25 protein-coding genes are annotated in these 26,101 nt (G+C 62.7%); 8 read left to right on the forward strand and 17 right to left on the reverse strand.

What is annotated here, in order from left to right; genetic code table 11:
• Positions 1-176: 176 nt before the first annotated feature.
• Entirely contained in the window at positions 177-527 is a 351-nt protein-coding gene (locus LQ144_RS09405) for a hypothetical protein (RefSeq protein WP_230118317.1), read from the forward strand.
• A gap of 96 nt (positions 528-623) precedes the next feature.
• Here the strand turns inward: LQ144_RS09405 and LQ144_RS09410 are convergent, their stop codons facing one another.
• Together LQ144_RS09410 and LQ144_RS09415 are read right to left on the reverse strand one after the other, a co-directional pair.
• A complete protein-coding gene (locus LQ144_RS09410; RefSeq protein ID WP_230118318.1) occupies positions 624-722 on the reverse strand; it encodes a DUF2182 domain-containing protein in 99 nt (32 codons plus the stop codon).
• Positions 723-772: 50 nt separating this feature from the next.
• Positions 773-976: a hypothetical protein gene (locus LQ144_RS09415; protein WP_230118320.1), complete on the reverse strand. Its 204-nt coding sequence runs from the start codon at positions 974-976 to the stop codon at positions 773-775.
• A gap of 473 nt (positions 977-1,449) precedes the next feature.
• Here LQ144_RS09415 and LQ144_RS09420 point away from each other — a divergent pair, with 473 nt between their 5' ends.
• A complete protein-coding gene (locus LQ144_RS09420; RefSeq protein WP_230118322.1) occupies positions 1,450-1,899 on the forward strand; it encodes a Rieske (2Fe-2S) protein in 450 nt (149 codons plus the stop codon).
• A gap of 493 nt (positions 1,900-2,392) precedes the next feature.
• Here LQ144_RS09420 and LQ144_RS09425 read toward each other — a convergent pair whose 3' ends face one another.
• The 6 genes from LQ144_RS09425 to LQ144_RS09450 all read right to left on the reverse strand — a co-directional run bounded on the left by LQ144_RS09425 (position 2,393) and on the right by LQ144_RS09450 (position 8,315).
• Complete coding sequence (locus LQ144_RS09425; RefSeq protein WP_230118325.1) at positions 2,393-3,400, reverse strand: LysE family translocator; 1,008 nt, start codon at positions 3,398-3,400, stop codon at positions 2,393-2,395.
• Positions 3,378-4,274, reverse strand: coding sequence for a dihydrodipicolinate synthase family protein (locus LQ144_RS09430; protein WP_230118329.1), 897 nt, complete (start codon positions 4,272-4,274; stop codon positions 3,378-3,380). Before LQ144_RS09430 ends, LQ144_RS09425 begins: the two co-directional genes overlap by 23 nt.
• 131 nt (positions 4,275-4,405) lie before the next feature.
• On the reverse strand, positions 4,406-5,317 hold the full coding sequence (locus LQ144_RS09435) for an EamA family transporter (protein ID WP_230118331.1): 912 nt from the start codon (positions 5,315-5,317) through the stop codon (positions 4,406-4,408).
• 1 nt (position 5,318) lies between these two features.
• The gene (locus LQ144_RS09440; RefSeq protein ID WP_230118334.1) at positions 5,319-6,065 is read right to left on the reverse strand and encodes a phenylalanine--tRNA ligase beta subunit-related protein; all 747 of its coding nucleotides are present in this window, start codon (positions 6,063-6,065) and stop codon (positions 5,319-5,321) included.
• Positions 6,058-6,663, reverse strand: coding sequence for an XRE family transcriptional regulator (locus LQ144_RS09445; protein WP_230118336.1), 606 nt, complete (start codon positions 6,661-6,663; stop codon positions 6,058-6,060). The genes LQ144_RS09440 and LQ144_RS09445 overlap by 8 nt, the downstream gene beginning before the upstream one ends.
• Before the next feature lie 356 nt (positions 6,664-7,019).
• Positions 7,020-8,315, reverse strand: coding sequence for an MFS transporter (locus LQ144_RS09450; RefSeq protein WP_230118338.1), 1,296 nt, complete (start codon positions 8,313-8,315; stop codon positions 7,020-7,022).
• Positions 8,316-8,412: 97 nt separating this feature from the next.
• Here LQ144_RS09450 and LQ144_RS09455 point away from each other — a divergent pair, with 97 nt between their 5' ends.
• A complete protein-coding gene (locus tag LQ144_RS09455; protein WP_230118339.1) occupies positions 8,413-8,988 on the forward strand; it encodes a TetR/AcrR family transcriptional regulator in 576 nt (191 codons plus the stop codon).
• Positions 8,989-10,077: 1,089 nt separating this feature from the next.
• Here LQ144_RS09455 and LQ144_RS09460 read toward each other — a convergent pair.
• From LQ144_RS09460 to LQ144_RS09495, 8 genes are all read right to left on the reverse strand, one after another.
• A complete protein-coding gene (locus LQ144_RS09460) occupies positions 10,078-10,419 on the reverse strand; it encodes a hypothetical protein (RefSeq protein WP_230118340.1) in 342 nt (113 codons plus the stop codon).
• 120 nt (positions 10,420-10,539) lie between these two features.
• Positions 10,540-11,358, reverse strand: coding sequence for an SDR family NAD(P)-dependent oxidoreductase (locus LQ144_RS09465; RefSeq protein ID WP_230118344.1), 819 nt, complete (start codon positions 11,356-11,358; stop codon positions 10,540-10,542).
• Positions 11,359-11,646: 288 nt separating this feature from the next.
• Positions 11,647-11,979, reverse strand: coding sequence for a hypothetical protein (locus LQ144_RS09470; RefSeq protein WP_230118346.1), 333 nt, complete (start codon positions 11,977-11,979; stop codon positions 11,647-11,649).
• 215 nt (positions 11,980-12,194) lie between these two features.
• Positions 12,195-13,157, reverse strand: a complete 963-nt coding sequence (locus tag LQ144_RS09475) for an alpha/beta hydrolase (RefSeq protein WP_230118347.1) — start codon at positions 13,155-13,157, stop codon at positions 12,195-12,197.
• A 25-nt stretch (positions 13,158-13,182) separates the two neighbouring features.
• Positions 13,183-15,678 (reverse strand): glycoside hydrolase family 2 TIM barrel-domain containing protein, encoded by a 2,496-nt coding sequence (locus LQ144_RS09480; RefSeq protein ID WP_230118348.1) that lies wholly within the window; start codon positions 15,676-15,678, stop codon positions 13,183-13,185.
• 46 nt (positions 15,679-15,724) lie between these two features.
• Positions 15,725-16,795: a Gfo/Idh/MocA family oxidoreductase gene (locus tag LQ144_RS09485; protein ID WP_230118350.1), complete on the reverse strand. Its 1,071-nt coding sequence runs from the start codon at positions 16,793-16,795 to the stop codon at positions 15,725-15,727.
• Complete coding sequence (locus LQ144_RS09490; protein ID WP_230118351.1) at positions 16,792-18,054, reverse strand: family 1 glycosylhydrolase; 1,263 nt, start codon at positions 18,052-18,054, stop codon at positions 16,792-16,794. The genes LQ144_RS09485 and LQ144_RS09490 overlap by 4 nt, the downstream gene beginning before the upstream one ends.
• A gap of 113 nt (positions 18,055-18,167) precedes the next feature.
• Positions 18,168-19,565 (reverse strand): MFS transporter, encoded by a 1,398-nt coding sequence (locus LQ144_RS09495; RefSeq protein ID WP_230118352.1) that lies wholly within the window; start codon positions 19,563-19,565, stop codon positions 18,168-18,170.
• A 165-nt stretch (positions 19,566-19,730) separates the two neighbouring features.
• On the opposite strand from LQ144_RS09495, the gene LQ144_RS09500 reads away from it, so the two are divergent.
• The 5 genes from LQ144_RS09500 to LQ144_RS09520 all read left to right on the forward strand — a co-directional run bounded on the left by LQ144_RS09500 (position 19,731) and on the right by LQ144_RS09520 (position 24,737).
• Positions 19,731-20,690: a LacI family DNA-binding transcriptional regulator gene (locus tag LQ144_RS09500; protein ID WP_230118354.1), complete on the forward strand. Its 960-nt coding sequence runs from the start codon at positions 19,731-19,733 to the stop codon at positions 20,688-20,690.
• Between the two features lie 108 nt (positions 20,691-20,798).
• Positions 20,799-22,406: an AMP-binding protein gene (locus LQ144_RS09505; protein ID WP_230118356.1), complete on the forward strand. Its 1,608-nt coding sequence runs from the start codon at positions 20,799-20,801 to the stop codon at positions 22,404-22,406.
• Positions 22,407-22,647: 241 nt separating this feature from the next.
• A complete protein-coding gene (locus LQ144_RS09510) occupies positions 22,648-23,409 on the forward strand; it encodes an SDR family NAD(P)-dependent oxidoreductase (protein WP_230118358.1) in 762 nt (253 codons plus the stop codon).
• 313 nt (positions 23,410-23,722) lie between these two features.
• Positions 23,723-24,220 carry a LacI family DNA-binding transcriptional regulator gene (locus LQ144_RS09515; RefSeq protein ID WP_230118360.1) on the forward strand — a complete coding sequence of 166 codons (498 nt, stop codon included), beginning with the start codon at positions 23,723-23,725 and terminating at the stop codon, positions 24,218-24,220.
• Positions 24,111-24,737 carry a substrate-binding domain-containing protein gene (locus tag LQ144_RS09520; RefSeq protein ID WP_230118368.1) on the forward strand — a complete coding sequence of 209 codons (627 nt, stop codon included), beginning with the start codon at positions 24,111-24,113 and terminating at the stop codon, positions 24,735-24,737. Before LQ144_RS09515 ends, LQ144_RS09520 begins: the two co-directional genes overlap by 110 nt.
• Positions 24,738-25,154: 417 nt before the next feature.
• Here the strand turns inward: LQ144_RS09520 and LQ144_RS09525 are convergent, their stop codons facing one another.
• Positions 25,155-25,916 (reverse strand): hypothetical protein, encoded by a 762-nt coding sequence (locus tag LQ144_RS09525; RefSeq protein ID WP_290369742.1) that lies wholly within the window; start codon positions 25,914-25,916, stop codon positions 25,155-25,157.
• Positions 25,917-26,101: the final 185 nt, after the last annotated feature.

Here is a 26,101-nt window from a genome sequence, read left to right on the forward strand (position 1 = left end):
ACGGCTGCACACATCCGCGCCCTCCTCCAAGAACTCGGCCGACGCCTACAGGCCCGCGGCATACACGGCGACGTCAAACTCGTGGGCGGTGCCGCGCTCATCCTGCAAGGAATCGGCAACCGCCCACATCGACGCCCGACCTAACCACGGTCAACGCCGTTGTCACCGAGATGGCCGTGGACTATGACCTTGCGCCCGAATGGCTGAATTCCAACGCATCGGCCTTCGTTCCAGACAACGCCACCTGGGTCGAACTGGAGCAACTGGACGGACTCACCATCCGCGCAGCGGACACAGAAACACTCCTGGCCATGAAAATTGCCGCCGAACGGGACAAGGATATGCTCGATATCGCCCGCCTCCTGCGCCGCCTCAACATCACCAACGCCGACGACGCCGTGAACCTCGCCTACGGCAAGTATGGCGAACACTCCATCCCGCTATCCGCGGGCCGGGACCACTACCTCATCGTCGTCGACGACGCCCTTGACGCAGCCACAGCTCTCAAGCCCGAACCCGGCGAATAGTCCAGTGCCTTCAAGAGCCACCGGCATCAGACCTGGGTCCATTCGCCTCACCTCGGATCCCGTCGGATTTTGTACGTTGCTAACCCCATGAGGAAATCAGGGAGCACGCAGCCTGGGCTCAGCGGGCTCCAGGAAGATGACTACCGTGATCACCGCCATCCATGCCAGGTTCATCACACCGACGGCGATCAGCACGAGACCCACGGTAGCCCGTCGGTGTCAGTTCCGAGGATGCGCCACCGCTGCTAACTGGCCGGCGTCACGACGTCCTCCAGCATTGACCTGTCGAAGAATCGGACCTCGCCCGTTGCCTGGAAGAACACTGGAACTACTGAAGTGTTCGCGTCCTTCGAGGTTTCGTAGATCTCGGGCGCGCTCCCGTGTTTTCGCGCAATGGTTCCAATCAAGTCGGTGCCGCGAACCCGGACGGTTCGATATTTATAGCTCATTTGGGCCCTTTCGTCAGCCAAGGCAAACCCTACTCCTGAGAGGCACAGCGGGGAGCTGATCCGGGCGTCGCTGACCCAAAGCATCGAATGCTCGACGGTTGGACACGGAAGCGGCCTCCGTGACGAGGCAAGAAGGCTTGCCCTTATGTGCGGCCCCCACCCCAGAGAGGCCGAGGCCCACAACCCGGTGACGGGTTTCGGCGGCACGGAATAGGACTGCCTTCGGCCCAAAGCAATTCCATCTCGGCTGACAAAAGGTCCGTTAGCGGCCTTCAAAAAAAGTGCTGAAAAAGCAGCGGCTTCGGGCTTCCGTGATCGGTGCACGTGGGCCGATACGGAGGAGTCGTTGGAGGTTACGAACCAGTCGTTGAGGTGGTCGGAGTTTCGCCCCTCGTGGTCCCGCGCATGTCGGTGGCGTACGGTGTTTTCGGGGAGCGCAGCATACTTTCAGGCTGAGCTGGCACGATAGCTCCATGAGTTCCGGAAAGCCCCTGCCTCGACGCTCCCTGTTGCTGGGTACGGCTGCCACCACGGTCGGCGGCGCGCTGGGGCTGTGCGCCTGCTCCGTCCCATCCTCGGGTGGCACCGCCGTCCCGCTGGCTCCCGGCGCTTCAGCGCCAACCGGTCGTTCTTTCCGGATCGGGAAGCTCAGCGAGGTCAGCGTAGGTGACACCGCCACCGGGAAAGCCAACGGCAGAACCGTCGTTGTCTTCAGACCCGAAGACCGCAAGGTCGTGGCCTATGACGCAACGTGCACGCACGCCGGCTGCCCCGTGGCGCCTGCCGGTACGAACTTCGAATGTCCCTGTCACGGTTCCACTTTCAGCGGTTCAGACGGCAGCGTCATCACCGGGCCGGCGCGCCGCCCTCTCATGCCTCTAACCGCCGCCATCGACGGGGACTGGATCACGGTCGTCGCCTGACAATTTGGATGAAATGGCACGTGGCGCCTCGCTTGGACTGTCGGTCTGCTCTTAGGGACATCAAGCACAGATGCGCCTGAGAGCGCCGGCGGGCTCGGTCGGGCCTGCCGCACGGCCTACAGGACGGTCTGGCCTGGGAGGTCCCCGCATTGCGCCGTGGCATGAGCAAACAAGCTGTCCACGGCAATACGGAAGCGATAATCCACTGTCCACGCTTCGGAACTCTGCCGCCTGGCCGAGGCCCAAGCCTCCATGGCCGCTCCACTCCCCTGTCCCCGGTTGACGGAATCTGCATTATTGGCCCTTTAAAACAGGCGGGCGAGTGCCTGCAAAAGGTGCTGTTCCGTGCAGGGACATCTCACCCGGAGTACCGAGATCTGGCGCGGCGCAGGACCGCCAAGCTGATGGCCTTTGGCGTAACTGCAATAAGCCGAGCTACTGGAAAGAGGGCCCCGTCATGCAACTACCAGGACAGCTGAACGGTTTACAACTGCTAGTGAGCAGGTTGGAGTGCCAGTTTCAGGCCGAAACCCACGAGGACGGTTCCGGTGATGCCAGCGATGATTCGGATGCTTTTGGCACCTTTGAGCCAGCGGGCGGCATATCCTGCGCCGATAATCAGCAGCGTGAACCATGCCATGGCCAGCAGGCAGTGGAACCCGGCGAGCAGAATGCCCATCAGTAGGGGCGAGGTGTCTGAGGGGATGAACTGCGGGATGGCGGCGATGTAGAAGACGCCAACCTTGGGGTTGAGCAGGTTGGTGCCCGTGCCCGTAAGCCAACCTCTGAACAGATCGTCTTTGCCTGTGATGAGCGCGGGCGCTTCATTTGCCGGGATATCTGGCTCGTTGGTCTTTCGCAGGCAGGTCCACAGAAGGGATGCCCCCAGCCAGATCATGTAGGCCGCACCGGCGAGTGTGAGCATGCGGTAGGCGAGCTCGGAGGCCGCAAGCAGGGCTGATACGCCGACGGCTGCGGCTATTCCCCAGATCATCGCGCCGGTGTTGATGCCAAGTGCTGTGGCAAAGGCGAAGCTACGTGACTTCGAAATGGACGACCGAAGGACCAGTGCGGTGTCCAGACCGGGGAGCAGTGTAAGCAGCCCGGCAACCAGCGCGAATGAAAGGACAGCTGTCATAGGAGTCAACAGCACGGCCGGCCAGAATGCTCCGGCTGGCATGAGCAAGGCGGCAGCCCCAAGCAGCAGTCCGTGGAGGACGGCGGAGCCGGCGATGACTTTGCGCCCGTCACGGGCGGTATCCAGCGTTCGGGCGATGAAGGGTCCCAGCAGGCGGGGTGCGGTGATCGAGGCACCCAGCAGTCCGGCCAACCAGCCGGGAATGCCCCTGGAGTGTGCCAGCAGCACGATAGCGACTACTGCGCCCCCGTCGGCGCTTCGAACCAGGGTCACGGCGAAGACATAGCGGGCCAGTGCCCCGGCCCGGAGTTTCGGCCTGTTTGTAACTTCGGTGCCGGTATTACCCGTGGATACTGAGCGCATCGATGACCCCGGCAACACGGTGGCGCTGGTCCTTGGTCAAACCCTGGATTGGCAGCGGCAGGCAGGCTGCCGGGGCCAGACCCAGATGCTCGGCGATGGCCGCAACCACACGAATACTCCCACCGAACTCGGCGAACAGCTTCCAGAGTGGTGCAAGGCGCTCGGATTCGGTCAGTGCGTCCTGGAACCGGCGTTCCTGGGCCGCCCGGGTGAGCTGCATGGCCAGGGCGGGCAGGGTGCCGCCGATGACCGAGTACCACGCGTCGCATCCGGCAGCCAGGCCGGCGGCGGCCGTGGCGTCACCGGACACACCTATGGTCACGTGCTGGGGAATAACGGCCCGGATGTCTTCGATCCGGGCCCGCGCCTGCTGCGGGTCAGCTGGTACCCCTGGGATTTTGATGGACGCGATACGGGGCAGTTCGGCGATGCGCCCGTAGAGTTCGGTGCTGAAGGTGAAGTGCGTGGTGCCGGGATTGTGATAGACGACGACGGGCAGCGACGAGTGCGCCGTGACCGTCCGGAATAGTTCGAACACATCATCATCGGTGAGGGGCTGGTAGGTCATCGGCGCCAGCAGCAGCGCCGACGCTCCGGCCCGCTCGGCGTTTTCCGCGTGCGTAAGGACCTGCGAGGTCCGGAGTGCCCCGATGCCAACTATCACCGGCGTCCCGCCAGCATGCTGCACAGCCAGATGCGCAACACGGCTTCGCTCGTCACTGCTCAGGTACGCGTAGGAACCGGTGGAGCCGAGTGCAGTGATGGAGTCGACCTTGGCCTCGCTGAGCCTTTCTACCAAGCGGATGAATGAGGCCTCGTGTACCGCATCGTGTGCCAGCGGGGTGATGGGAAAAGCGCTCAGACCAGTGAACATCGGGATAACTCCTCTATTAAATTCGGGATGGAAGCAGTGTGCGAGCGTACGTCGCGACGCCTCTTGTGAGCGTTGCGCCGGCCGGTGCCCCGCCAGCATGTCGTTGGGGTGGCAGGTTGCGCTGCGGGCCGTTAACCGACGAAGTCGAGATCCGCAGGGCTGGGGTTCTGCTCCGGGTGTGCCTGGCGTCGTCGTCCGCCGCGCTGCGCCGCTGTCCCGGCGAGGACGACGAGCAGGATGCCGGCAACCTGGATGGCCGAAGGCTGCTGGTTCAGGATGAGCAGTCCAAGGAGCACGCCAACGGCCGGTTCGAGGGCCATCAGGGTGCCGAATGCGGTGGGCGTCATCCTGCGCAGGGCCAGCATTTCCAGCGCGAACGGCAGCACCGGCAGCAGGATGGCCAGCCCGGCCGCGGCGGCCAGGATGTCAAGGCTGAGGTGGCCGGCCGCCTGGGGAATTCCGACGGCGGCTGCCGCCACTGCTGCGATGGGTACCGTGAGCGTGAGCGCGCCGATGCCGGTGAAGCGGTCCCCGATCCGCTGCGTGAGCAGGATGTAAAAGCCCCACCCGACGGCCGCCAGGGCGGCCCACGCCACGCCAACCGGGTTGAAATCGCCCTGCCAGGGCTGAGTGAGCAGTACCACGCCCGCCAGCGCCAGCGCGGGCCAGGCTAGGGCCTTCCGGTTATGGCTGCGGACCGCGGCCACGGTCAGCGGTCCGAGGAATTCGATGGCGACGGCGGTGCCGAGATCGATGTGCTCCACCGCCGCGAGGAACCCAACGGTCATCACGCCCGTGGTGATCCCGAGGCCGAGCAGTGGCAGCACATCGGCCCGGCGGATGGAGCGCAGGGGCGGGCGGCCAATGGCCAAGAGGATGATGGCGCCCATGCTCAGGCGCAGCCACGCAGTTCCGGCCGGACCCACGGTCTCGATCATGTTCACAGACAAGGCAGAACCAAGTTGGACCGACAGGATCGCCGTCACGGCAAGCCCCCAGGGCGGCGGGACCGGGACATTGAATGAGCCTTGTTGCTTGGGCATCTCAGTTTCCTTCCGTTGTTGCCGGGGTCGGGGTTCCTGCCAGCCGACGACGGGCGATCCTGACGTCCGGACCTAGCCTTTCCAGCCGGGCAGCCAGGTTCTCGGCAGCGGCGTCCAGTGCCTCGTAGGTAATGGGCTCCAGCGCGTCGAGGATGAAGAAGGCTGCGGTGGTTTCGTCGCGGAGCTGCGTTCGGCGGCCTTGGCGCCAATTCCACCGCCGGCAGGTCACGCCATCGTCGTCGCACCACACGACCTCGCCCGGTTCTGGATGCTCAACCATCGCGGCGCCGCCGGCGATAGTGTCGAACAGCTCCGAGCCGGTGGCGCGGATCAACCGCGGTGCTCCGGCATAGCCTTCCAAGTCTTCGCCGCCCAAGGGAACCTGGTGAAGCACCGAGACGGCGTTATAGATGTCGGTCAGCCGGTTCACCCGAGGCAAACCGGATACCGCACGGCGCAGCAATGCCTCCAGGCTATTGCGCGTGCGCTGCGGCTTCGCTCCAAAAGACTTGTACGCCTCCCGCCACGCAGCCACGTGCGGCAGATCCTCCGCAGACCGGGCGCTAAGTACTTCGCAAGCAGAGGCCTCCGCGGCTTGGAGCAGCCTGTCACTGGCATCATCGCTTGGCCCCGGTACCAACCCGTCCACCGCCAGCAGAACAGCCCGGTAGTCCGGCCGCAGCGCCAACACTGCGGCATCGACCCGGGCGCCGCCCAGGAACTCCTGAAGCGTCTCCACATCACGCATCGGTCGCCTCCGGCCGGTGTCCTGACCCCACACCCGGTTCGAAGACCGCCAAGGAGAACCGCGCCGGTTCCTTGCCCACGGTGCTATACGAGTGTTCAACGTCGCCAGGGAACGAAACAGCGTCACCGGCCTCGAGGATGAACTCCTCACCGGCAACGACAACAACTACCGATCCATCCTGGACCTGCAGCAGCTCCTTGGTCCCCGCTGCATGTGCTTCGCTCTCGTGCCTATCCCCGGCGCCCATTGTCCAGTCCCATAGCTCGACCACATCCGGTGATTCAGTCCCTGCGACAAGCACGCCGCGTCCACCGGCGTCGGAACTCCAAAGCGCAGCCCCTTCACCACGGCGGGTAACCGTCACGGGCCTGCGGCGGGGCATCTCGACCAACGCAGGCAGCCCGATCCCCAACGCGTCGCTGAGCCGCAGCAGGGTCCCCACGCTGGGGTTCGCTGCACCCTGCTCCACGTTGACCACCATGCGGCGGCTCACCCCCGCAGCCTCTGCAAGCTGATCGAGGGTCCAGCCCCGCAACTGCCGTTCCTGCCGCACCCTGCCACCGATCGCCGTCGCAAGCGCAGTTGTACTCATATCCATATAGTGCAGCATACTGCACTTCCAGTGCAGTATGCACATCGTGGTTGGTGGGCTAAGCCATCACACGCGCTAAACCGGCTGACGAAGGCGCGCCGCAGGCGCCAGCCTCCCTTCACGACGGGGAGCGACGAGGGCGACCCTTAGCGAGCACGTCTTATCAACCTATCGGCGCTTTATTGAAAGCTAATAAAGCTCCCTAAAACCGTTCTTGAAACCAGCGCTTCCGAGACGGCGTCAGCCAGAAGCAGACTCGCAACTCTTGCGGCGTAAGGCTAGGCGGGAGATGCGCCACCACTCCCCCGTTGGCCTTTCAGGCCACGCAGGCCGACATATGGCTGGGTATCGGCGTTTGAAACTCACAGGACGCCCGTCTGCCTTTGACCATGTTCGCCGGCAACCGGGGCGAAGCCCGCCGCAGCAGATGCAGTCCGGGACCTGAAGAGCGCAGACGCCAGTGCGATGAGGGCCAGGACGATGACGGCGCTGCCCATGGCGATCGCGGTGGCGTTGATGCCCCAGGACGAGGACAGGACGCCGGCGGCAATGGCCGGTACGCTCGTGGCGAGGTAGCTGATGACGTAGACGGTGGCGAGAAGAGTAGCGCGTTCACCGGGGGCGGCTGCGGGCATGATGGTGCGCAGGGCCCCTTGGAACCCGCCACCGAAACCCACACCAGCAATTGCGGCTCCGACGAACAACAGGGCGGTTTGGTGGCTGAGGACGCCTACCAGGAGAATGCCGACACCGGCGGCAAGCGCAGCGGCCCCGAGGATGAAAAGCTTCAGTGGCGGGGACGAACGAAGCAGCATCACAGCTACGGCCCCGGAAATGGTCAGGGCGAACACGAACCAGCCGCCGATCATGGGGGAATTGGATCCCGTTTCAGCTCGCACAAGGGTCGGTCCCAACGAAAGGACGAAACCGCCAATAGCCCATATCGCCACTAGCATCGGCGCCGCGGTAAGAAGGGGACCCCGGGCCGGACTGGGGACCGTCATCCGGACGGCAAGCGACTTCCAAGCCCCCGGTTTCTTGCTGGCGGTCTCGGGGAGCCAGGAAGCCGTTATGAGCAACACCGCGAACAGAGCCGCAAGAATGATGAAGATTTCAATGGTGGGAACAGCTGCGACCGTCGCTAAGGCCGCTGATCCGAGTGCACCCGCTGCCATACCGAGAATCGGGGACACGCTGTTTATGATCGGAGCCTTTACGGGCGCCAGGTCCGTCAGTCCCGCGGCCAAAGCAGCCGTGGCCGCACCCGTCGCGAGCCCCTGGATGGCTCGCACCGCAATCAGTTCCGTGGCGTTATCCGCAAGAATGAACAGGATCATCGCTGCGAGTTGAATGGTCAGAGCGCCAATAATAACGGCGCGCCGCCCCACGTGGTCGGACAGCGCACCGAACACCAGGAGTGCCAGCAGCAGCGCGATCGAGTAGGCCGCGAAGATTGCCGTGATCAGCAGCGCCGACAGATGCAGGGATGATTGATAAATCGCGTATAGGGGTGTGGGCGCGCTTGAGGCCGCGAGGAAGGCGACGGATATGGCCGCCTGCAGTACGAAAGCGGGCCCGGGCTTAAGGCGGCGGCCACTACGCTGGGTGACCGTGCCGGGAGAGCTTGACGCTCCTAGGGTCTTGCTTGAAACATCCATGGACATCGTCCCTACTTTCATAAAGCAAAATTGTGGCTTTTGTCCACAGTAGGACGGTTCAAGCGTTAAAGCAATATTTCTGCGTTAGACTTCTTGTATGACACCCCTTGATGGCTCTCGTCCCGGGGGCCGCAGCGCTCGGATTCAGCAAGCCGTGCATGACGCCACCCGAGAACTGCTGGTCGAAACGGAACGGGACGGAATCAGCGTCCCGGCAATCGCAGCGCGTGCAGGGGTCAACCCGACCACCATTTACCGACGCTGGGGCGATCTGGCGTCCGTGCTTTCCGACGTAGCCGCTGATCGCTTTCGGCAGTCCGACCCCCCCGCCGAAACTGGATCACTTACCGGCGACCTGTCCCTCTGGGCCGAATACTTCCTAGAGGAAATGGGCTCGGGGCCGGGGCGGTCGTACGTCGCGGACGTGCTGGCGGGCGATGCCAACGGTGAAAATACCGGCATTTGCGCGCGATACGCCGCCGACGCCATCACCCAGATATTGGCGCGCTTTCCGAACACGGCAAACCCCGCGGTTGACGAAGTTCTCGACCACGTTGCCGCGCCGATCTTGTATCGCATCCTGTTCACTAAGCAGCGTCCCGAAGCTGGGTACGGGAGCCAGCTAGTGACCCGGCTACTCCGCGGCACCCAAACTGACGCCCATCAGGTCTAATTGCACACCTGAACTCGTCCTACTTAACAGGTGCCGAACGTCTAGGCCCTGATCAGAAAACGTCAGAGGGTCCTCTCCGACGGCACTGCTGTTCTGCTCGTAACCGCCCGCACTTCGAGGGTCGCCCTCGACCGGGTCCCGGTCGAGGGCGATCCTCTGTCCAGTCCATCGTCGAACATACCGAACTCGCCCTCGCAAAGCACTCCGGCCCACGCCTAACAAATAGATTCCAGACGAACTCCGCAGGATTCGACGGCGTCATGCCGCCCCACTCCCCCGCCTCCATGAACCACCAGAAGCAACTTCACTGTTTGTCATTCTGATCCCCATCATCGCTGGGCAGGTCCTCCGCGCAACCAGGGCGCCACGCGCCGCTCACGACCCAACGTTTCGTTCGGCGCTCCTGCGTCGCTTATTTCCTCACGAAACGTTGAATCGATCCCGGTCCCCCAAGTTGCACTCCGGACCCTCAAACCCAGCGGGAACTCCTTTATCAGAGCGACGCACAAATCTGACAGACACATCCGGTGGCCGCCAGTCGGTGAACGAGAAGGAACATGGAACCGCTCACCATCAAAACCCCGGCCGACGTCCTCAGTTTCATTAGGCACACCCTCGGGTTCTGGCCAGCAATTCACAGGATTGAACGCGGGCGATGCACTCGAGCAAGCCAGGACGCTCCGGGAAGACACGCTGGACGCGGGGCAGATCCTGACCACGTTATGGCAGGAAGACGACTGCAAAATAGGGAGTCTTTCACGACGGGAACCGGTCATGTCGCCCCCTCCGTAAACGACAATGAAGAAGTAACAAAGACCCAAGCCATCGAGTTTTCAGTGGAAGGAGCAGCCGGCCACAGCAAGGGCCACCAACAAAAAAGGGCCCCCGAAGGGGCCCCTACAGCACAGTTTGTGCACATTCAGAGGCCCACAAGCCCCTGAACAGGGAAAACACGTGCCCGAGGTGGGACTCGAACTGCATTCCAGCCCTTGCGATCATAGGGAAGTCCCGGAAACATGCGGAATTCGGGCCAATCCGGCCGATGTACGGCCCAGTCCGAAGCTAAGAGTGTGGACATTGTCCACACTCTCATTTCGCCATATTCCAGCTACAAAAAGCGGGCGTCAGGAGAGGCTCCCCCGTTGTGACGAAACGTCCGTTATCGGCTCGTGTAGTACGGGAGTGGAAGTAGGCGACATCGAGGGCTACCGCAAGGAACTGCGGAGTCAATCCCACAACGCCTTTGGCGCCCAACCCTTTGATCCGGCCAAGCGTAATGCCGAAGAAGCTGCCGGCAATGCCAACAGGTGTATTGATTCCGAAAAGGGCTACTTTTACCTGCGAAACCACAGAATGAGGTGGCATGAGGCTTTCTGATATCCCTCCGGCCGGGGCATCGATCGACGCTTGATGCCCCGTGTTGTCACGCATGGGCGACATCACATATCGTCAGGCAACTGCGCCAACTCGTGTGAGAACGAGTAGAAATAAATGGGCGCCGGGAAGCAGGACCTCCCGGCGCCCACACCGAGATCCGCTGTCGCTTGGCGGCTAGATCGCCGACCAGCCAGCGTCGGAGGCCAGAACCGCACCGTTGATGTTGGTACCGTCCTCGCTGAGCAGGAAAGTGATAGAGGCGGCCAACTGGGCGGCGTTCGCAGGCGTGGGGATATTAGCCTGCATGAGAGGCAGGAGCCTTTCGATGGCCAGCTGGGAGCCGAAGTTTGGCTCAATGCCAGTGAGAGTAGGCCCGGGCGCTACGGTATTGAATCGAAGACCCTTCGGGCCATACATCACTGCGGAGTTCTTAGTCAGGCCAACAACGGCATGCTTGGAGGCAGTGTATGCAGCACCAGCAGCTGAACCGCGGATGGCGGCCTCTGAGGAAACATTGACTACCGACCCTGCCCCGGCTTCAAGCATCAGCGGTACAACGGCGCGGGTAAGGCGCATTAGGGCGGTGACGTTGATCCGGAATACGCGGTCCCAGAGGTCATCGTCCACCTCATGGATTGGTGCGAAGTCATCCATGATTCCGGCGATGTTCGCCAAGGCGTCGATGCGTCCGCCGGCGGCAGAAACCACGGCGGCAATAGTTTCCTCAGTAGAGATGTCACCGGCCACTGGGACCAGATCAAGGTTTTTGTTCTCTTCGACGAGAGCGTCGAGGCGTTGCTTGCTGATGTCCGCGGCGATAACCTTACCGCCCTCCTTGGCGATGCGCAGGGCAGTGGCCTGCCCAATACCAGACGCTGCACCCGTTACGACGACGGTTTTTCCTGCGAAGCGCCCAGTAGTGATGGTTTCTTGCCATGTAATTTCGTTGCCCATGATGTCCTTCCAGACGCTAAAGAGTGTTGAGTCAAACATTTGGCACCCGGTCTCACTAGGTGCGGGTGGAAAAGGTGAGGGGCTTTCTACCGATTCGACGAGCGTCGGGTCGGCGGAGCGCCCGGCGATCATGGATCCCGAGGTGGTCGCCGCGGAAGACTCCGATTCACCGCCTAACCGGAGCTGTTGAGGAAGCAAGGAATATCTCCGATCCCGTCATGCCACTCATGGTCAGCCTGGCTGAACTAGCGCGACAGAAAGACTCTCCACTGCCGGTTCAATTCATGGTGAACTTATACCGGGGATTCCGGGCAAAACACTTGAGCACTAGTCGTCCGCTGTCCCATTCTGCCGTCCATCTAGGGGTTCGTGTCGTTGGCGGACCAGTCCGAAGGGGACGGCAGGATGAGCACGCACAATGTATCTACCAGTATCGATGCGCGATATAAGAATCCCCGTTTTGTGTTCCGTGGCGGCGATCTTGACCACGTCGATTGCTTTCGTGAGGGCGTCGTCTACTTCGTAGGCATGTTTGGCGTGTACTTCCAGCATGCCCGGCGTTTCTGTTTGTTGACGGTTTATGTCCATGATCTTCCTGAGTTTCAGCTGATGGTGCGGTTGAGATGCCCATTCAGGCCTGGGTGGGCGATCTTTTTTCACGGTCCTAGGGTGCAGGGCGGAAGCAGGGAGCGTTTGCTAAACAATTCGGGCAGCTCCGAATCCCTACACGGCTGGTTTTCGCGAACAGGCGCCACCGGGCCAACGGCCACGCCGTCGTCCGAGGCTCGATGGGCTACCCGCTGCCCGGTTGGGGGGCCGTCGTGATCGGCGAGGTGTTGAATGGTGGCCTGCTGGCCGAGGGGCGGTCCCGTTGCCTATTTCAGGTGTGCGAGCAAGAACGTGCGAATCTGCTGGAGGAGTTCGCGGTCCTCGGGCGCGACGCCTCCGAAATGGCCGTGCGGTCCGGCTTCCCAGACGTGCAGTTCCGTCGTCACCCCGGCGTTTACCAGCTTCCGGTGCAAGCGAACGGCGTCGGAGAGCAGCATGTCGCGGGTGCCGGAGGTGATGATCGTTGGGGGGAAGGTGTCATCGTATTCGCCGAAGAGCGGCGAGATGTAGGGGTGATCAGCCGGGTACTCGCCCTTGTACGACTCGAGCATGTTGGTGAAGTCGTCGGGGGTCGTGCCCTCGGCGTTGGTGTACCAACTGTCCCCCTGGAAGGTGAAGTCGGTGGGCGGTGTCGCCAGTCCGAGACCTGCGGGAACGGGGAGTCCTTCGTCTCGTGCACGCAAGGTCAGAGCGAGGGCGAGATTGGCACCGCCCGACCCTCCCATGACGACGATGTTGCGTGGGTCATGATCTTCGAGGAGCTCACGGTAGACGGCCATGCAGTCGTCGAGCCCTGCAGGGAAGGGGTGGTGCGGTAGCTGACGGTAATCCATGCCCCAGGTCTGCAGGCCCAGGTTCGCTGCCATCAGCTGGGTCGATCGTCGCGCGGTCGCGCCGCCGCCGAAGGTGAAGCCTCCGCCGTGCATGTTCATCACGACTCGGGGGTCGTCTGGGGTCCAGGACTCTGGTGTGGCGACGGTGAACTTGGCTCCGTTGATCGTGCGGTCAACGCTGTCGACGTGTATATCCGACAGGGGTGCTCCGACGGTGGCCATCGCCATCATCTCCATGACTGCCGGGTCCGTCGACGCGGTCAGCGCTTCGACCAACGCCCAACCTTCGGTATCGGAAGCGGCAGGAGTGGGCACCGAGGGACGCTCATGGACCGCTTTGAGGATCGCTTGCGCTTCGGGCGAGATGCTGGTTGGGATGCGGGATTGTACTGCCACGAGATTGCTCCTAAGGGTGAAGTTGTTAATTGAAGACTGAAGACATGAGGGGATGGTCAGAGCGTTCCGCGCGGAGGGCTGCCTGTTCGGCTGCGTCGAGCGAAATGGTGACTGTGTTATAGCCGTTCGACGAGACCGACACGGTGATGCTGCCGGGTCCGGTGGGGCGAATCGCGGCCAGGAGACGCCCGTCGAAGCTGGTGTGCTGGGCGGCGTCGTATCGTTGGGAGTTGTTGGGCTTGGCGCTGCCCAGCCCCTGGAGGATGGCGGGCCCGCTCACCTCGACGGAGACGGGCTGATTGATCGTCGTGGCGACGGTGCCGGCCGGGTCGCGGAATTCGATCGCGATGAAGGACAGCTCAGCGTCGTCCGCCGTCAGGGTCGTGCGATCGGGGGTCGCGGTGAGAGCGACCTCGTCTGTCACGGTCTGGAGTCTCGTGCGTGCTATCTCCACTCCGCCCCGGTAGGCGATCGCGGTGATCTCTCCTCGCACGTAATCAACGTCGAATGTGCAGATGTAGGCGTGGTCGGGCCCGCACGACCTGCGGCCTTGGGATGTGCCGTTGATGACCAGTTCGATCTCCTCGGCGTCGCTGTACACCTCCACCTCGGTGGGGGAGTGATCGGCGGCATCCCAGGTCCAGCTGGGCAGCGTGTCGCTCCACGCCCACATCCCGGGCAAGCGCGGGCGGCCGAAGTTCTCCGGTCGCTGCACGGCGATGAAGGGCATCGTACGAAGGCCGAAGACGGTCTCCCGATAGTAGGACATGGTGCGGCGATGTCCCGTGATGTCGAGGTCGCCCACCCAGGCGGCGATCCAAGGGAAGGGGGCTTCGAACACGGGGGGCACGTCGGCGTACTGCACCCGTCCGATACCCACTTCGCCGAGATAGTCCCAGCCCGTCCAGGTGAAGTCGCCGAGGATCTGCGGGTTGTCCTGGACCAGCCGCCAGTACTTCGCGATACCCGGAGGGAATGTCTCGCTGCCAACCAGGATCCGGTCGGGGAACAACTCCTTGTCCATGAGGTATCTGCTGTCGCCGTAATTCAGGCCGGCCACGTCGAGAACTGAGAAGGACTCCTCGGTCTTGGCAGTGACCAGCGGGGAGGCGTTCACCTGACCCATGAAGTCCGCGGCGGAGTTCATCAGCCCGTTGACCCCGCCCTCGCTCTCCGCGGCTGCTCCCCCCGCGTGTGCGTGCATCATCTCGACGACCTCCCGGAGGGCGGAGACGAACCCGTTGATGCCGTTTGTGATGAACCGGGTGCTGTCCAGCGACCGGACCTTCTCGGCGATCTGCCGTCCGAGGTTGGATCCGAGTGGGTCCCCGGTTTCCAGGATCTCGTTTCCGATGGAGTAGAAGATGACGCTGGGGTGGTTGAAGTTCTTCGCCACGAGTGCTTCAACGTCGCGCTCCCACCATTCGGGGAAGGAAAGGGAGTAGTCGAAGGACGATTTGCCCTCGGTCCACATGTCGAAGGTCTCGTCCATGACGAGCATCCCGTACCGGTCGCAAGCGTCCAGCATGGCCGGGCTGAGCGGGTTGTGGGAGCTCCGGATCGCGTTGAATCCAGCGTCCTTCAGCAGTTGGATGCGTCGTTCCTCTGCACGGCGAATGGTTGCGGCGCCGAGGATCCCGTTGTCGTGGTGGATGCACGCGCCGCGGAGTTTGACGGACTCCCCGTTGATACGAAGCCCGTGATGTGGGTCGAGCCGGAGCTCACGGATCCCGAACGTGCTGGAGATTTCATCCTGGACTTCGGTTCCCTCGATGACCGCGACTCCGGCAGAGTAGAGCGTCGGTGTTTCGACATTCCACAGTGACGGGCTGGGCACGTAGAGCCGGTGCCGGACGACGACGCTCTCGCCCGCCCGGATCGTGGCGGGCGAACTGCTTTCTGCTACTTGGGCGCCGTCGGGGCCGTCGATGCGGGTGACGACGGTGACGGTTCGGGTGTGCAGACTGTCGTTCCGCACCGTGATTCCCGCGGCCACGACTGCGCGCTCCTCGTCGATGTCGGGCGTGGTGATCTGTAGCCCGCCATGCTCGATGTGGGTGTGGCTGGTGACGATGAGTCGGGTGTCGCGGTAGATGCCGGCGCCGGTGTACCACCGGGAGTCGTCGTGGGCTCGCGCATCGACCCGGATCGTGTTTGGTGCTCCGTATCGGAGGTAGGGGTCGAGGGCGATCACGAATCCCGAGTATCCGTTGGGGCGCTGGCCGGCGAAGACGCCGTTGACGAAGATCATGGCGTCCCGGTAGACACCTTCGAATTCCACCGAGACCTTCTTATCGGCGAAGTCTGCCGGAATGTCGAAAGTCTTCGAGTACTCGAAGACGCCGCCGGGGAAGTAGGCGCCCCGCCCTCCCGAGATCGCGTCCTCGGAGCGGGGAAGGGTGATCATCGCATCGTGGGGCAGGGTGACGGGTGTCCCATCCTCCTGAGGTGCCTGCAGTTGGGCGTAGGGGCTCACCTTAGGCCGGACGGTCCAGCCGGTGTTGAAGGAGGTCGTGGTCAAGGTTCAGCTCTTTTCGGGGCGGACGGAGAAGGTTGGATGACTCGCGTCACGGAAGGGGGTGTTCAGCATGGATCTGCTTTTCTTTCATATTTCGGGGAGGTGATACGCGAAGTTGCGCGAACACCTGATCGATCGTTCGCATGGCGGCGATGGTCTCGGCGGCGGTGTGGGCGGGATGCTGGGTGAGGTCGGCGCTGATGGCATCCCGCACAGCCCGGAGCATTGGGCGGTATCCGCTGCCCTTCCGGGGGTACTCGATCAGTTCCGGGGCGCGGAAGATCTGATGGGGGCTGCGGGCGTGGATCTCCAAGTCGGTCGTGGCCCAGAAGGGCGGGGTGAGGGTCAGCCACCCTGTCTCACCACCGACAGAAGCCGTAAGTTCGCTGAACTCCCCCATCGAGCTGGAGCACTGCGCAAACCGGCCGTCGGAGAACTCGAGAGTGAAATGCTCCGCGACGTCCAGGCCGTCCCCGCGGACCGTCCCGGACGCAGCGACTCCGATCGGCTCGCCGAAGACCGACTGTGCGAGGGTGATCGGGTAGATCCCTTGATCGAGTAGAGCTCCGCCGCTTCTGGACACATCCCACTTGCTGCCGTATTCGTCGTCGGGGAAAGGGATGCAGAAGCTCGCGCGAAGGTTTCGAGGCTGCCCGATCACGCCGTCGGCGATCTCCTTCTTGAGACGGAGGAAAGCGGGACTGAACTTCATCCACATCGCCTCCATAAGGAAGACATCATGTGCGGCCGCGACGTCGAACAGGTCAGCGGCGTCGGCAGACGTCATCGTGATGGGCTTCTCCACGAGGACGTGCTTTCCCGCTTCGAGGGCCGCACGTGCCATCCGATGATGCGTGACGAACGGGGTCGCGAGGTAGACGAGGTCGATGCTGTCATCTACCAGGAGACCTTCGTAATCGTCGGTGGATCGATCGATCCCGAACTCGGCGGCGAACCGTGCTGCTTTGTCAGCATCACGGCTGTGCACCACCACCACCTCCACGCCCTCGCAGGCTTGGATGTCAGGTACGACGCTTCGCGAAATGGCCCCAGTGCCGATCGCCGCCCATCGCTGAGTTCGCGCAGTTTCGGACGACACCGCGCCTGCAGATGCGGTCATGATCGGATGGCGCTGCCATTGGTCCGGGCAACATCGCCGAGCCAGTAGGCACTCGGTTTCGGAGTCCGGGCGAACGTGGTCCGGTCGACAGCGATCAGACCAAACGTCTTCTCATATCCGTGTACCCACTCGAAGTTGTCCATCAGGGTCCAGTGCAGATAACCGCGCACATCCAGGCCGTCGCGGAGGACCGCCGCGAGTCCCTCAAGCGCACCGGTGGTGTAGTCGATCCGCTGCTGGTCATCCGCTGTGGCGATCCCGTTCTCGGTCACCATCATCGGGGTGCCACCCGTCGCCTCCCAGGTGTGACGAAGGGCCAGCCCGAGAGCGTCGGGCCGGTATGCCCACCCTGTCTGCGTCAGCTCCGCGCCTTCCGGTGCACCCTCGAGCCCGTTGGGGCCCACGAGCTGGCTGGTGTACGACTGCACTCCCACCCAGTCGTCATCTTTGGATGCCTCAAGGAACACGTCCTCCCAGACCCACTGGTAGCGGGCCAGTTCGCTCTCGAAGCCGGGGCGGGCGACGAGCCCCTGCACGGCGATCGTCCAGCCGACCTTCACCGACGTCTTCTCTCGCAGGATGGCCCGGGCACGCTCGTGAGCGGCGATCATCACCTGGGTCGGTATGCTCTCCGGCTCCGGCATGGTAAAGGCGTTGATGCCGGCATCGCCATTCACCGGAGCCATCGACTGATTGATCTGGGCAACGACAGCCGCTGGGTCGGGGTACTGCAGTGGCGTGGACATCTGGAACATGACGGCGAACATGTTCGGTTCGTTGATCGTCGCCACCCAGGTCACCCCCTCGAGGATCGGGGCGACGGCGGCGACGTAGTCCCCGAAACGGTCGACCGCTTCGTCCGATCCCCATCCACCAGCTTGGGCGAACCAGAGCGGGCTCGTGAAGTGGTGGAGTGTGATGACCGGTTCGACTCCCACGGACAGGCAGTAGTCGATGATCCGTCGGTAGTGGGCGAGCTCGGCCTTGGCGAACTGTCCTCGCGTCGGTTCGACGCGGGCCCACTCGATGCCGAAGCGGAACGCCGTCAGCCCCAGCGACTTCACGAGGTCGACGTCCTCCTTCCAGCGGTGATAGAGGTCGAGCGCGTCGCCGCTGCGTTCTGCGAACACCGACCCCGGCAGCTGCTCGAGCGCCCAGAAGTCGCTCATGGTGTTGTTGCCCTCGTTCTGGTGGGCGGCAGTCGACGCACCCCACAGAAAGCCGGCGGGGAAACGTGACGTTGTGGTCTCACTAGTCATTGTGATGGCCGTTCTCTTTGTCTGTCTTCACACGACGGACCTCGCTGGTCTGTCCGTCTTGAGGGTTCGGGTTATGCGCTATCGGGGCGGGCATTGATGCTCGCTCCCTTGTGTTATTTCATGATTTGGATGCTGTGGGTGTCGAGGTCGGCGCGGCGTCCGGCGGTGATGGGGAGGATGAGGAGTGCTCCGAGGACTGCGATGATGGCGCCGACGATGTAGACGATGGTGTAGTTGCCGGAGCCTAGTGCCAGGACGAGGCCGGCGGCGAAGGGGCCGATGGCTTGGGGCAGGGTGCTGCCGATTCCGATGATGGCGAGGAAGCGGCCGTTTTCATCGGTCTCGCGTGGGAGGACGTCCAGGGCGAGGGCTTGGTCTACTGCCCCGTAGACGCCGATGGAGAGGGAGAGCAGGAGGCCTCCGAGGATGTATTGGGGGACGCTGGTGGCGGTGCCTGTAATGATCATGCTTCCGCCGAGTGCGATGGCGCTGAAGATCAGGAAGGGTTTGCGGGTTTTTAGTTTGTCGGAGAGGTATCCGGAGCCGACGGCGCCGAGGATGCCGGTGGCGACGCTGGCCAGGCCGGTGACGGCGAGCAGTGCGCCGATTTCGGCTGGGGTCATGCCCAGGCGGCTGGTCAGGAGGTAGACGCCGTAGAGGCCGGCCATCGAGATGGCCAGGAACACGCATGCTTTGCTGATCCATACCCAGGCGAGGTTCGGGTACCGGCGGGGGTTGAAGTAGAAGCCTTCGAAGATCTTGGAGATTTTCAGTTCCGGCCGGGGGGTGTTGACCTTGGGGTCTTTCATGACGAGGGTGAAGAAGAGGCCTCCGACGAAGGCGATGCCGGCGGGCAGGAGGAACAGCCCGATCGGGCTGGTGACCAGGGCGCCGGCCATGGAGATGCCCAGAATGGGTGCGATCTGTGTGATGGCTCCCAGGATTCCCATCACGCGTCCGCGCTGAAGCGCCGGAAGGGTGTCACCGAGGTGCGTGTTCAGCATCGAGGAGGCAATGCCGTACCCGGTGTAAGCAACACACCATCCGATGACCAGACTCGTGACATCGCCAGTGAGCGCGATGGCTGCGGACCCGACCAGTCCGAGGATGCTGCCGAAGAGCAGCCAGGGCCGTCGCCTCCCGAAGCGGGATCGTGTGCGGTCGCTGAAGATGCCGACGATCGGGGTGCCGATCACGACGAACAGGCCGGGGAGGCCCACCGCGAGGGCGAGGATCGCGTCCCGGTTCTCCGGGGCGACCTGAGCGACCCTGATCGCGAGGGAAAAGGCGATGGGAACGATGAAGGCGATGTAGAGCGTCAGCTGGGCGATGTAGATCGCCCAGAGGTAGCCGGTGCGCAGCTTCGGCAGATCATCGTCCGGTTTATCGGTCAAAGCCTCGCCGATACGCTCGGCTCCTACTTGGATCGTCGCCGACTGGTTCAGCGGCAGTTCATACGCTTCAGGGGCGGACAATGGCGAGGAGGACTCCTCAGAAGGTTCGCGTGACATAGATCAGAACTCCATTGTTGTGAAAACCGGGCGGGCTTCAGTCAGCCGTCCCGGTGTCGGGATGCATCGGTAATCCGATGTTGTTACGTGACAATACACAGTGCTGTGGTCTTTGTCACGTGACACTCGTGTAGGCTGGACTCAATTCCAGGAGGAGGAGGGTGCGTGGTCACCACCAGTCATGACGTTGCACGAGGTGCGGGCGTTTCCCGTTCGACCGTTAGCGAGATCCTCAACGGGCGGGGCCACAAGTTCGCCACCGCGACCCGCGAGAAGGTCGAGCAAGTCGCCCGTGAGCTCGGTTATCAGCCATCGGCTGCCGCCAGAAGCCTGGTGCGGGGAACCAGCGACCTGGTCATCGCCCTGATTCCCGACACGACGTTCGGCGGGAATCTTCAGGACATCTTCGAACGCGCAACCGAGGAACTGGCGCAGCACGGGCTCACACTGGTCCTGCGCCTGGCCACGCACTCACCGCAGTCCTTCGACCGGCTGATCTCGTCCTTGAACCCCCGGGGCGTCCTCTCCCTGGCGCCGTTCACAACTCAGGAGCGGCAGATCCTGCAGACCCGCGGAGTGGAGTTCTTCGACGCCGCGCCCCCGGCCGATCATCGCAGCGTCGACTACGAGATCGGCAGGCTCCAGGCCGGCCATCTGATCGGCCGCGGACACAGCAAGCTGGCCTACGCCCACCTCAGTGATTCCCGTCAAGATCCTTTCGGCGCTGACCGGGAGGAAGGAGTCCGGGACGAATGCCGCGACCGCGGCCTGCCCGAGCCCGTCATCCTCAAGTTAGGCATCGACCGCGGCGAAGCCCTCGCAGCCCTCGATTCCATGGGCCAGACACCTTTCGCCGTCGCCTGCTACAACGACGACGTCGCTGCAGCACTCATCGCAGCCGCCCAGGTCCGCGGCCGCCACATCCCCCAGGACCTCGCCCTGATCGGAGTCGACAACACCCCACTATCCCAGGTCATGGTCCCGCGACTAAGCACCATCGGATACCCCGCCAGCGGCGCAGCACACGCCGCAGTCGCCGGCATCATCGCAGCCGTCACCGGCAACCCCGCCCACGCCACAAACCGAGACCTCCCCCTGCAAGTCATCCAAAGAGAATCCACCTAAAACGGTCAGGCCGCGTACCTACTTCAAGCCTGCCTGTATATAGGTGCCGTCGCGGGCTGCCTATGCCGCGTCAGTCTTTACCTAACGTCACCATTCAAAGGAGAATCGATGTCCCTTCAGGTCCCCACAGCTGAGGCACTCATTGCTCAGTACAGTGCGCACGACGCCTGCGCTGCCGATCTACTTTGCGATAGTCATGATCCGGACGCTATTGCATTTTCAATCATAGAAGCCGACCTGACCAGTGCGGACATAACCTACGGGCAACTGCGCGAACGGTCAGAACAAGGGGCTGCAGCTTTGGCGGAATTGGGGGTGGGCCCTCAGGATGCCGTGGCTACGCTCATGAGCAAATCTGCCGATCTGGTGGTGATGCTGCTGGCCATCTGGCGACGTGGTGCGATCCATGTACCCCTGTTCACGGCATTCGCATGGCCGGCAATTGAGATGCGCCTGACATCGTCGACGGCAAAAGTGATAATTACGGATGCCGACCAGCGTCAGAAGATCAAGGACACAAGCGCGACGGTCATCGTAGCTGGGGAGAATGCTTCAGCACCCGACCTCGCCCTCGCCACACTCCTCGCAACCCCACGGCCGCGCATCCCTGCGGAGGCCATCGGAGGAGACGGCACCCTGGTGCTGATCTTCACTTCCGGTACCACTGGTTCGCCGAAAGGCGTCCCAGTCCCGGTTCGGGCGTTGGCCTCCTTCCGCCAGTACATTGACCTCGGACTGGACGTGAATGAGGATGACGTATTCTGGAATGCTGCAGACCCAGGTTGGGCCTATGGCCTCTATTACGGGATCCTGGGACCTCTAGCAGCGGGCCGGCGTAGTCTGCTCTTGCATGCAGGCTTCTCCCCCGAACTCACCTTTGGTGTGTTGGAACGCTTCGGCGTCACTAACTTCGCCGCGGCACCCACGGTATACCGGACCATGCGATCAACGACTAAAGCCTCAGCGAAAAATATTCGGCTGCGTCGCGCATCCTCCGCTGGGGAACCGTTGACACCGGAGGTAATTACCTGGGCTGAGGAAGCCTTTGGCATCCCAGTGAGGGACCACTACGGCCAAACTGAACACGGAATGATGATCGTAAACGCTTGGCACGACAGCCTCCGGGGCCAACTTCGGCCAGGTTCCATGGGCAGGCCCCTACCGGGTTGGAGTTGTTCGGTCCTTCAAGACAACACCGATGAACCCGCCGCAGCAGGTGAAATGGGTCGCGTGGCCGTCGACGTCGCAGGTAGTCCCCTCATGTGGTTCGCCGGTTATATGGAGGCTCCGGAAAAGACCGCTGAACGGTTTAGCGCAGATGGACGATGGTACTTCACCGGAGATGCCGGCAAAGAGGACGAGGATGGAAACTACTTCTTCTCATCGCGCGATGACGATGTCATCATCATGGCCGGGTACCGCATCGGTCCCTTCGATGTCGAAAGCATCCTCGCGGGCCACCCGTCCGTCCAGGAATGTGCCGTCATCGGCGCTCCTGACGAGCTCCGTGGTGAGGTCCTGGAAGCTTACATTGTTCTTTCGGAGGGGACTGCCGGTAGCGACGACCTAATCCTTGACCTTCAAAAGCTCGTCAAGACGCAGTTCGCAGCCCATGCCTACCCCCGACACATCCACTTCGTGGAAGATTTGCCGAAGACGCCCTCAGGGAAGTTGCAGCGGTACGTTCTGCGAAAGCGGCGCGCTCTGGGGAGTTGATGGAAAGCCGCCATGGCAGGACAGCCGCCGACAAGCGCTGGGCCCACACCATTCGCTGCCGCTGGGGCCGGAAATGCGGACATCGCGCTGCCGAACCCCGGCGCGTGATGCCTCGAGTGCTGTACCTCGCCCTCAAAGTTGCCGGCCGCGGGGGCGGTCAAGATGATGCCCTGATCCGGCATGCCCCCTCGAAAGCACCCACTAAATGACCCCGATTATCTTTGACCATTAGGAGAGCGTTGTGAACATCAACGGAGCAGTTGCCCTAATCACCGGAGGGGCCTCCGGGCTCGGCCAAGCCACCGCCACCGCCTTGCATAGCCAGGGAGCTCAAGTGGTACTGGTGGACCTGCCTTCATCAGAGGGCGAAATCGTAGCGAAGACTCTCGGAAGCGGCGCCCATTTCCTGCCTGCCGATGTGACATCCGCCGAAGAAATCGGCTCCGCAGTGGATTTCGCAGCCTCATTGGGAGCTCTACGCATTGTCGTCAATTGCGCCGGCATTGTCGCTCCCGGCAAGGTCCTCGGCCGCAACGGGGCTCTGCCTCTTGCCGATTTCGAGCGGGTGGTGCGCATTAACTTGATCGGCACCTTCAACGTCATCCGACTCGCTGTGGAGAAGATTGCCGTAACGGATGCAGTTGATGGCGAACGCGGGGTCATCATCGATACAGCATCGGTGGCTGCTTTCGATGGACAGATCGGCCAGCCTGCGTATGCCGCTTCCAAGGGTGGCGTTGCAGCAATGACATTGCCATTGGCCCGCGAACTGGCCGGTCACCTCATCCGCGTGATGACTGTGGCCCCCGGCATCTTCGAAACCCCCATGATGTCTGCCCTGCCTGAAGAGGCCCAAAAGTCTCTCGGTCAGCAAGTCCCGCACCCCTCCAGACTTGGTAAGGCCTCCGAGTACGCTGCTCTGGTCACCCACATCATCAACAACCCAATGCTCAACGGCGAAACCATCCGCCTTGACGGTGCGATTCGAATGGGCCCCAAGTAGCTAAGGCGGAGCCCACCATATTCGGGCTAGTCAGTTAGCCCGGCAGCGTGGGCGCACGTCAGGGAACCACCCGGCTGCGCCATTTTTAAACTCCAAGAGGATGCGCACGTGGTGGTCTCCTGGGTCACCTCCACCGGCCGGTAGTGGGATCCAGACGAACGTGTTCCCGGGAGCGGCAAAGAACCGCGATACGTGAAACGACCTCCGGGTGGAAACACCGTTGGATGCACCATGTGGCGGACTTTCCTTCCAGAGTCAGCCGGGCAAACTGCCGGACAGGGGGGGTGAGGTCGGACAAACCTGAAAGGCCATCATGGCAGTCAGATCCACACGTCCCCCGACACCAGGGATCAAGGACGTCGCACGGGCTGCGGGCGTATCCCACCAGCCGGTATCCCGCGTACTCAATGGCCTTCCGCACGTAGCCACAAGTACCAGGGCTCGAGTGGAGTCAGCCGTCGAAGAACTCGGATATCAGCGCAACACCATTGCGCGAACCCTCCGGACGCGCAGTTCCCGGACCACTGGTGTTCTCACCACTAACCTCGCAGGGTACGGGCAAATGCAGGCACTGCTTGGCGTGGAGCGGGTTGCCAGAAGCGCCGGATATTTCGTCAGCATCGCTTCGATGTCCAACACGACAATGGAAAGCACAAAAACGGCCACTCGAAAAGTTCGCTCAAGAACCAGTAGTAGGAGTCATCGTCCTTACTCCCCATCAGAACGTTCCAAGCGCCCTAGAGCATATTGCCCATCCCATCCCTTTGGTAGTTGCCGGATGCTCCTCCAGCGACGGGCACCTGGGTGTTGACTCTCAGCAGCGGCTTGGAGCCCGGTTGGCGGAGCACCTCCTGGACCAAGGACACACCCAAATAGGGCACCTTTCCGGCCCGCTGGCTTGGCATGACGCCGTAGAACGCGCCGCTGGGTGGCAGGACGCCCTACACGAAGCGGGATTGGAAGCGGTCACACTCATCGAAGGTGACTGGAGCGCCCGGAGCGGCTACGAAGTTGCGATACTCCTGCAATCAATGCGCAGTGTCACCGCCATGTTTGTGGCCAACGATCAAATGGCACTGGGCCTACTCCGAGGATTTCAGGAATCAGGTCTCAAAATCCCGCAAGAGTTCGGCATCGTTGGCTACGGCGACCAGCCCGAAGCCTCCTACTTCTACCCGCCTCTAACTACCGTACGGCACGACTTCGAAGCACTTGGATCACTCTGCGTCGAAGCGCTCCTCAACCAGGAAACGGACCGCCTGCGCGACGTCCCCACACCTTCACCGCTCCTCATAGTCAGGAGTACAAGCCCACGCCTGGGCGTTTAGGTCCCCGGCGGTGATGGCCTTTGCCCGGACGCGGCCTTCTGTGTCACAGGTTCCTTGGGTTGCCACTAAAGGTGCCTTTGGCCGGATGGCTCATCGGGGGTCCAATGGTAGTGCCACAGGTGAAGCTTGGGAGATCCCGGCTACGTTTGCTCCTACCAACCTCTCCCCAGGTCATCCGCCCCTCCCCCATAACCGAAGGCTGGGGATACGATCAGGTGTCGCGTCCCCAGCCTCCTCAAAGAACACGACATGAACCTAGCGGATCCAACATCTTCCTACGCGACATCCGCCTTGGCTTCGCACGCTTCGTCACCCAGGTGTGAAGCCGGCGCAGCGCATTGGTACGGGGTCCTGCCGTGGTTCGCCGCGCCGTCGAGCAGTGTGGCCCCCCACTCTCGACGCAGCTCGGTGAGGCTCTCAATCGCGCGGGTGGCTCTCCGTGTCCGCTGCCGACCCCACTCGCAGGCGCCAGGACCAGTGGTACTCAAGGTCGGTCAGCCGGAATTCCGGTCGCGTATCAGGTCCCAGCTGGGCTGTGCCGAGGCCTCGGTGCGCAATGTCGAGCTGCACGATGGTTCGGCGACTCTCCGGCAGCTCCCACCAGTGCTTTGCCGCCTCGAGCTCTTGGACGGTGTGGCGAGCGACGGTTAGCTGCATGGGGGAATCGTGTGTGGTGGTCACCACTCCGACCGGGCCGGTGAGACGCACCGACCGCACGTCGCCACGCCCGCCGTTCTCCTGCGGGAGCACGTACGGCACCGCTGCGTCGTTGATGGTCGAGGTCCATCGGCCGAGCAACGCGGAGGCTCGGCGATCTGGATAGTTCTCCCACGGCCCCAGCCCCACCCATTCCATGTCGTCGAAGGTGCCGGCCAACTCGAACTCGACCCCCACGCGGAGCCCGTCCGCTGTGCCCTCGGGCAGCTTGACGGTCTCGACGAACTCGAACTCATCAGGCGATACCCGGAGGATCCGCTGAGAATGCAGCACTTCGTCACCGAAGGCCGTGCGGTAGCGAATGCGGACCAGGACGGCGCCGTCCGGCTCGTCGTCGATCGACACGGACTCCTCCGTCAGCTCGAAGAAGCCTGTTCGGACGAATCGCTGATCCAGGAAGAAGGACATGTCATTATCGACAAGCGCGCGCCACAGATTCAGTCGCGGGGCGGCCGCCAGCAAAGGATGCGCAACTCGGCCGTCGGCTCCCGTTGGACGGCCTGATGACGTCCTGACCGCGTGTTATGCGTCGCATTGTTTAGCGATGGGGGCGTCTTTGCCGGTGACGATGCAGGTTTCCCCGTCGGTGTCTTGATTTAGTGCCGTTGGCGGCGTCAGGCTGACGATGACTGGATACAACGAACGGC

Origin of the sequence: Arthrobacter sp. Bi83 (assembly GCF_918698095.1) — a bacterium.
GTDB lineage: Bacteria > Actinomycetota > Actinomycetes > Actinomycetales > Micrococcaceae > Arthrobacter.

Coding starts and splice junctions, on each gene's coding strand:
- LQ144_RS09415 (WP_230118320.1), bottom strand. CDS start 976: ATGAGCTATAAATATCGAACCGTCCGGGTTCGCGGCACCGACTTGATT.
- LQ144_RS09420 (WP_230118322.1), top strand. CDS start 1,450: ATGAGTTCCGGAAAGCCCCTGCCTCGACGCTCCCTGTTGCTGGGTACG.
- LQ144_RS09425 (WP_230118325.1), bottom strand. CDS start 3,400: ATGCGCTCAGTATCCACGGGTAATACCGGCACCGAAGTTACAAACAGG.
- LQ144_RS09430 (WP_230118329.1), bottom strand. CDS start 4,274: ATGTTCACTGGTCTGAGCGCTTTTCCCATCACCCCGCTGGCACACGAT.
- LQ144_RS09435 (WP_230118331.1), bottom strand. CDS start 5,317: ATGCCCAAGCAACAAGGCTCATTCAATGTCCCGGTCCCGCCGCCCTGG.
- LQ144_RS09440 (WP_230118334.1), bottom strand. CDS start 6,065: ATGCGTGATGTGGAGACGCTTCAGGAGTTCCTGGGCGGCGCCCGGGTC.
- LQ144_RS09445 (WP_230118336.1), bottom strand. CDS start 6,663: ATGGATATGAGTACAACTGCGCTTGCGACGGCGATCGGTGGCAGGGTG.
- LQ144_RS09450 (WP_230118338.1), bottom strand. CDS start 8,315: ATGGATGTTTCAAGCAAGACCCTAGGAGCGTCAAGCTCTCCCGGCACG.
- LQ144_RS09455 (WP_230118339.1), top strand. CDS start 8,413: ATGACACCCCTTGATGGCTCTCGTCCCGGGGGCCGCAGCGCTCGGATT.
- LQ144_RS09460 (WP_230118340.1), bottom strand. CDS start 10,419: ATGCGTGACAACACGGGGCATCAAGCGTCGATCGATGCCCCGGCCGGA.
- LQ144_RS09465 (WP_230118344.1), bottom strand. CDS start 11,358: ATGTTTGACTCAACACTCTTTAGCGTCTGGAAGGACATCATGGGCAAC.
- LQ144_RS09485 (WP_230118350.1), bottom strand. CDS start 16,795: ATGACCGCATCTGCAGGCGCGGTGTCGTCCGAAACTGCGCGAACTCAG.
- LQ144_RS09490 (WP_230118351.1), bottom strand. CDS start 18,054: ATGACTAGTGAGACCACAACGTCACGTTTCCCCGCCGGCTTTCTGTGG.
- LQ144_RS09495 (WP_230118352.1), bottom strand. CDS start 19,565: ATGTCACGCGAACCTTCTGAGGAGTCCTCCTCGCCATTGTCCGCCCCT.
- LQ144_RS09505 (WP_230118356.1), top strand. CDS start 20,799: ATGTCCCTTCAGGTCCCCACAGCTGAGGCACTCATTGCTCAGTACAGT.
- LQ144_RS09515 (WP_230118360.1), top strand. CDS start 23,723: ATGGCAGTCAGATCCACACGTCCCCCGACACCAGGGATCAAGGACGTC.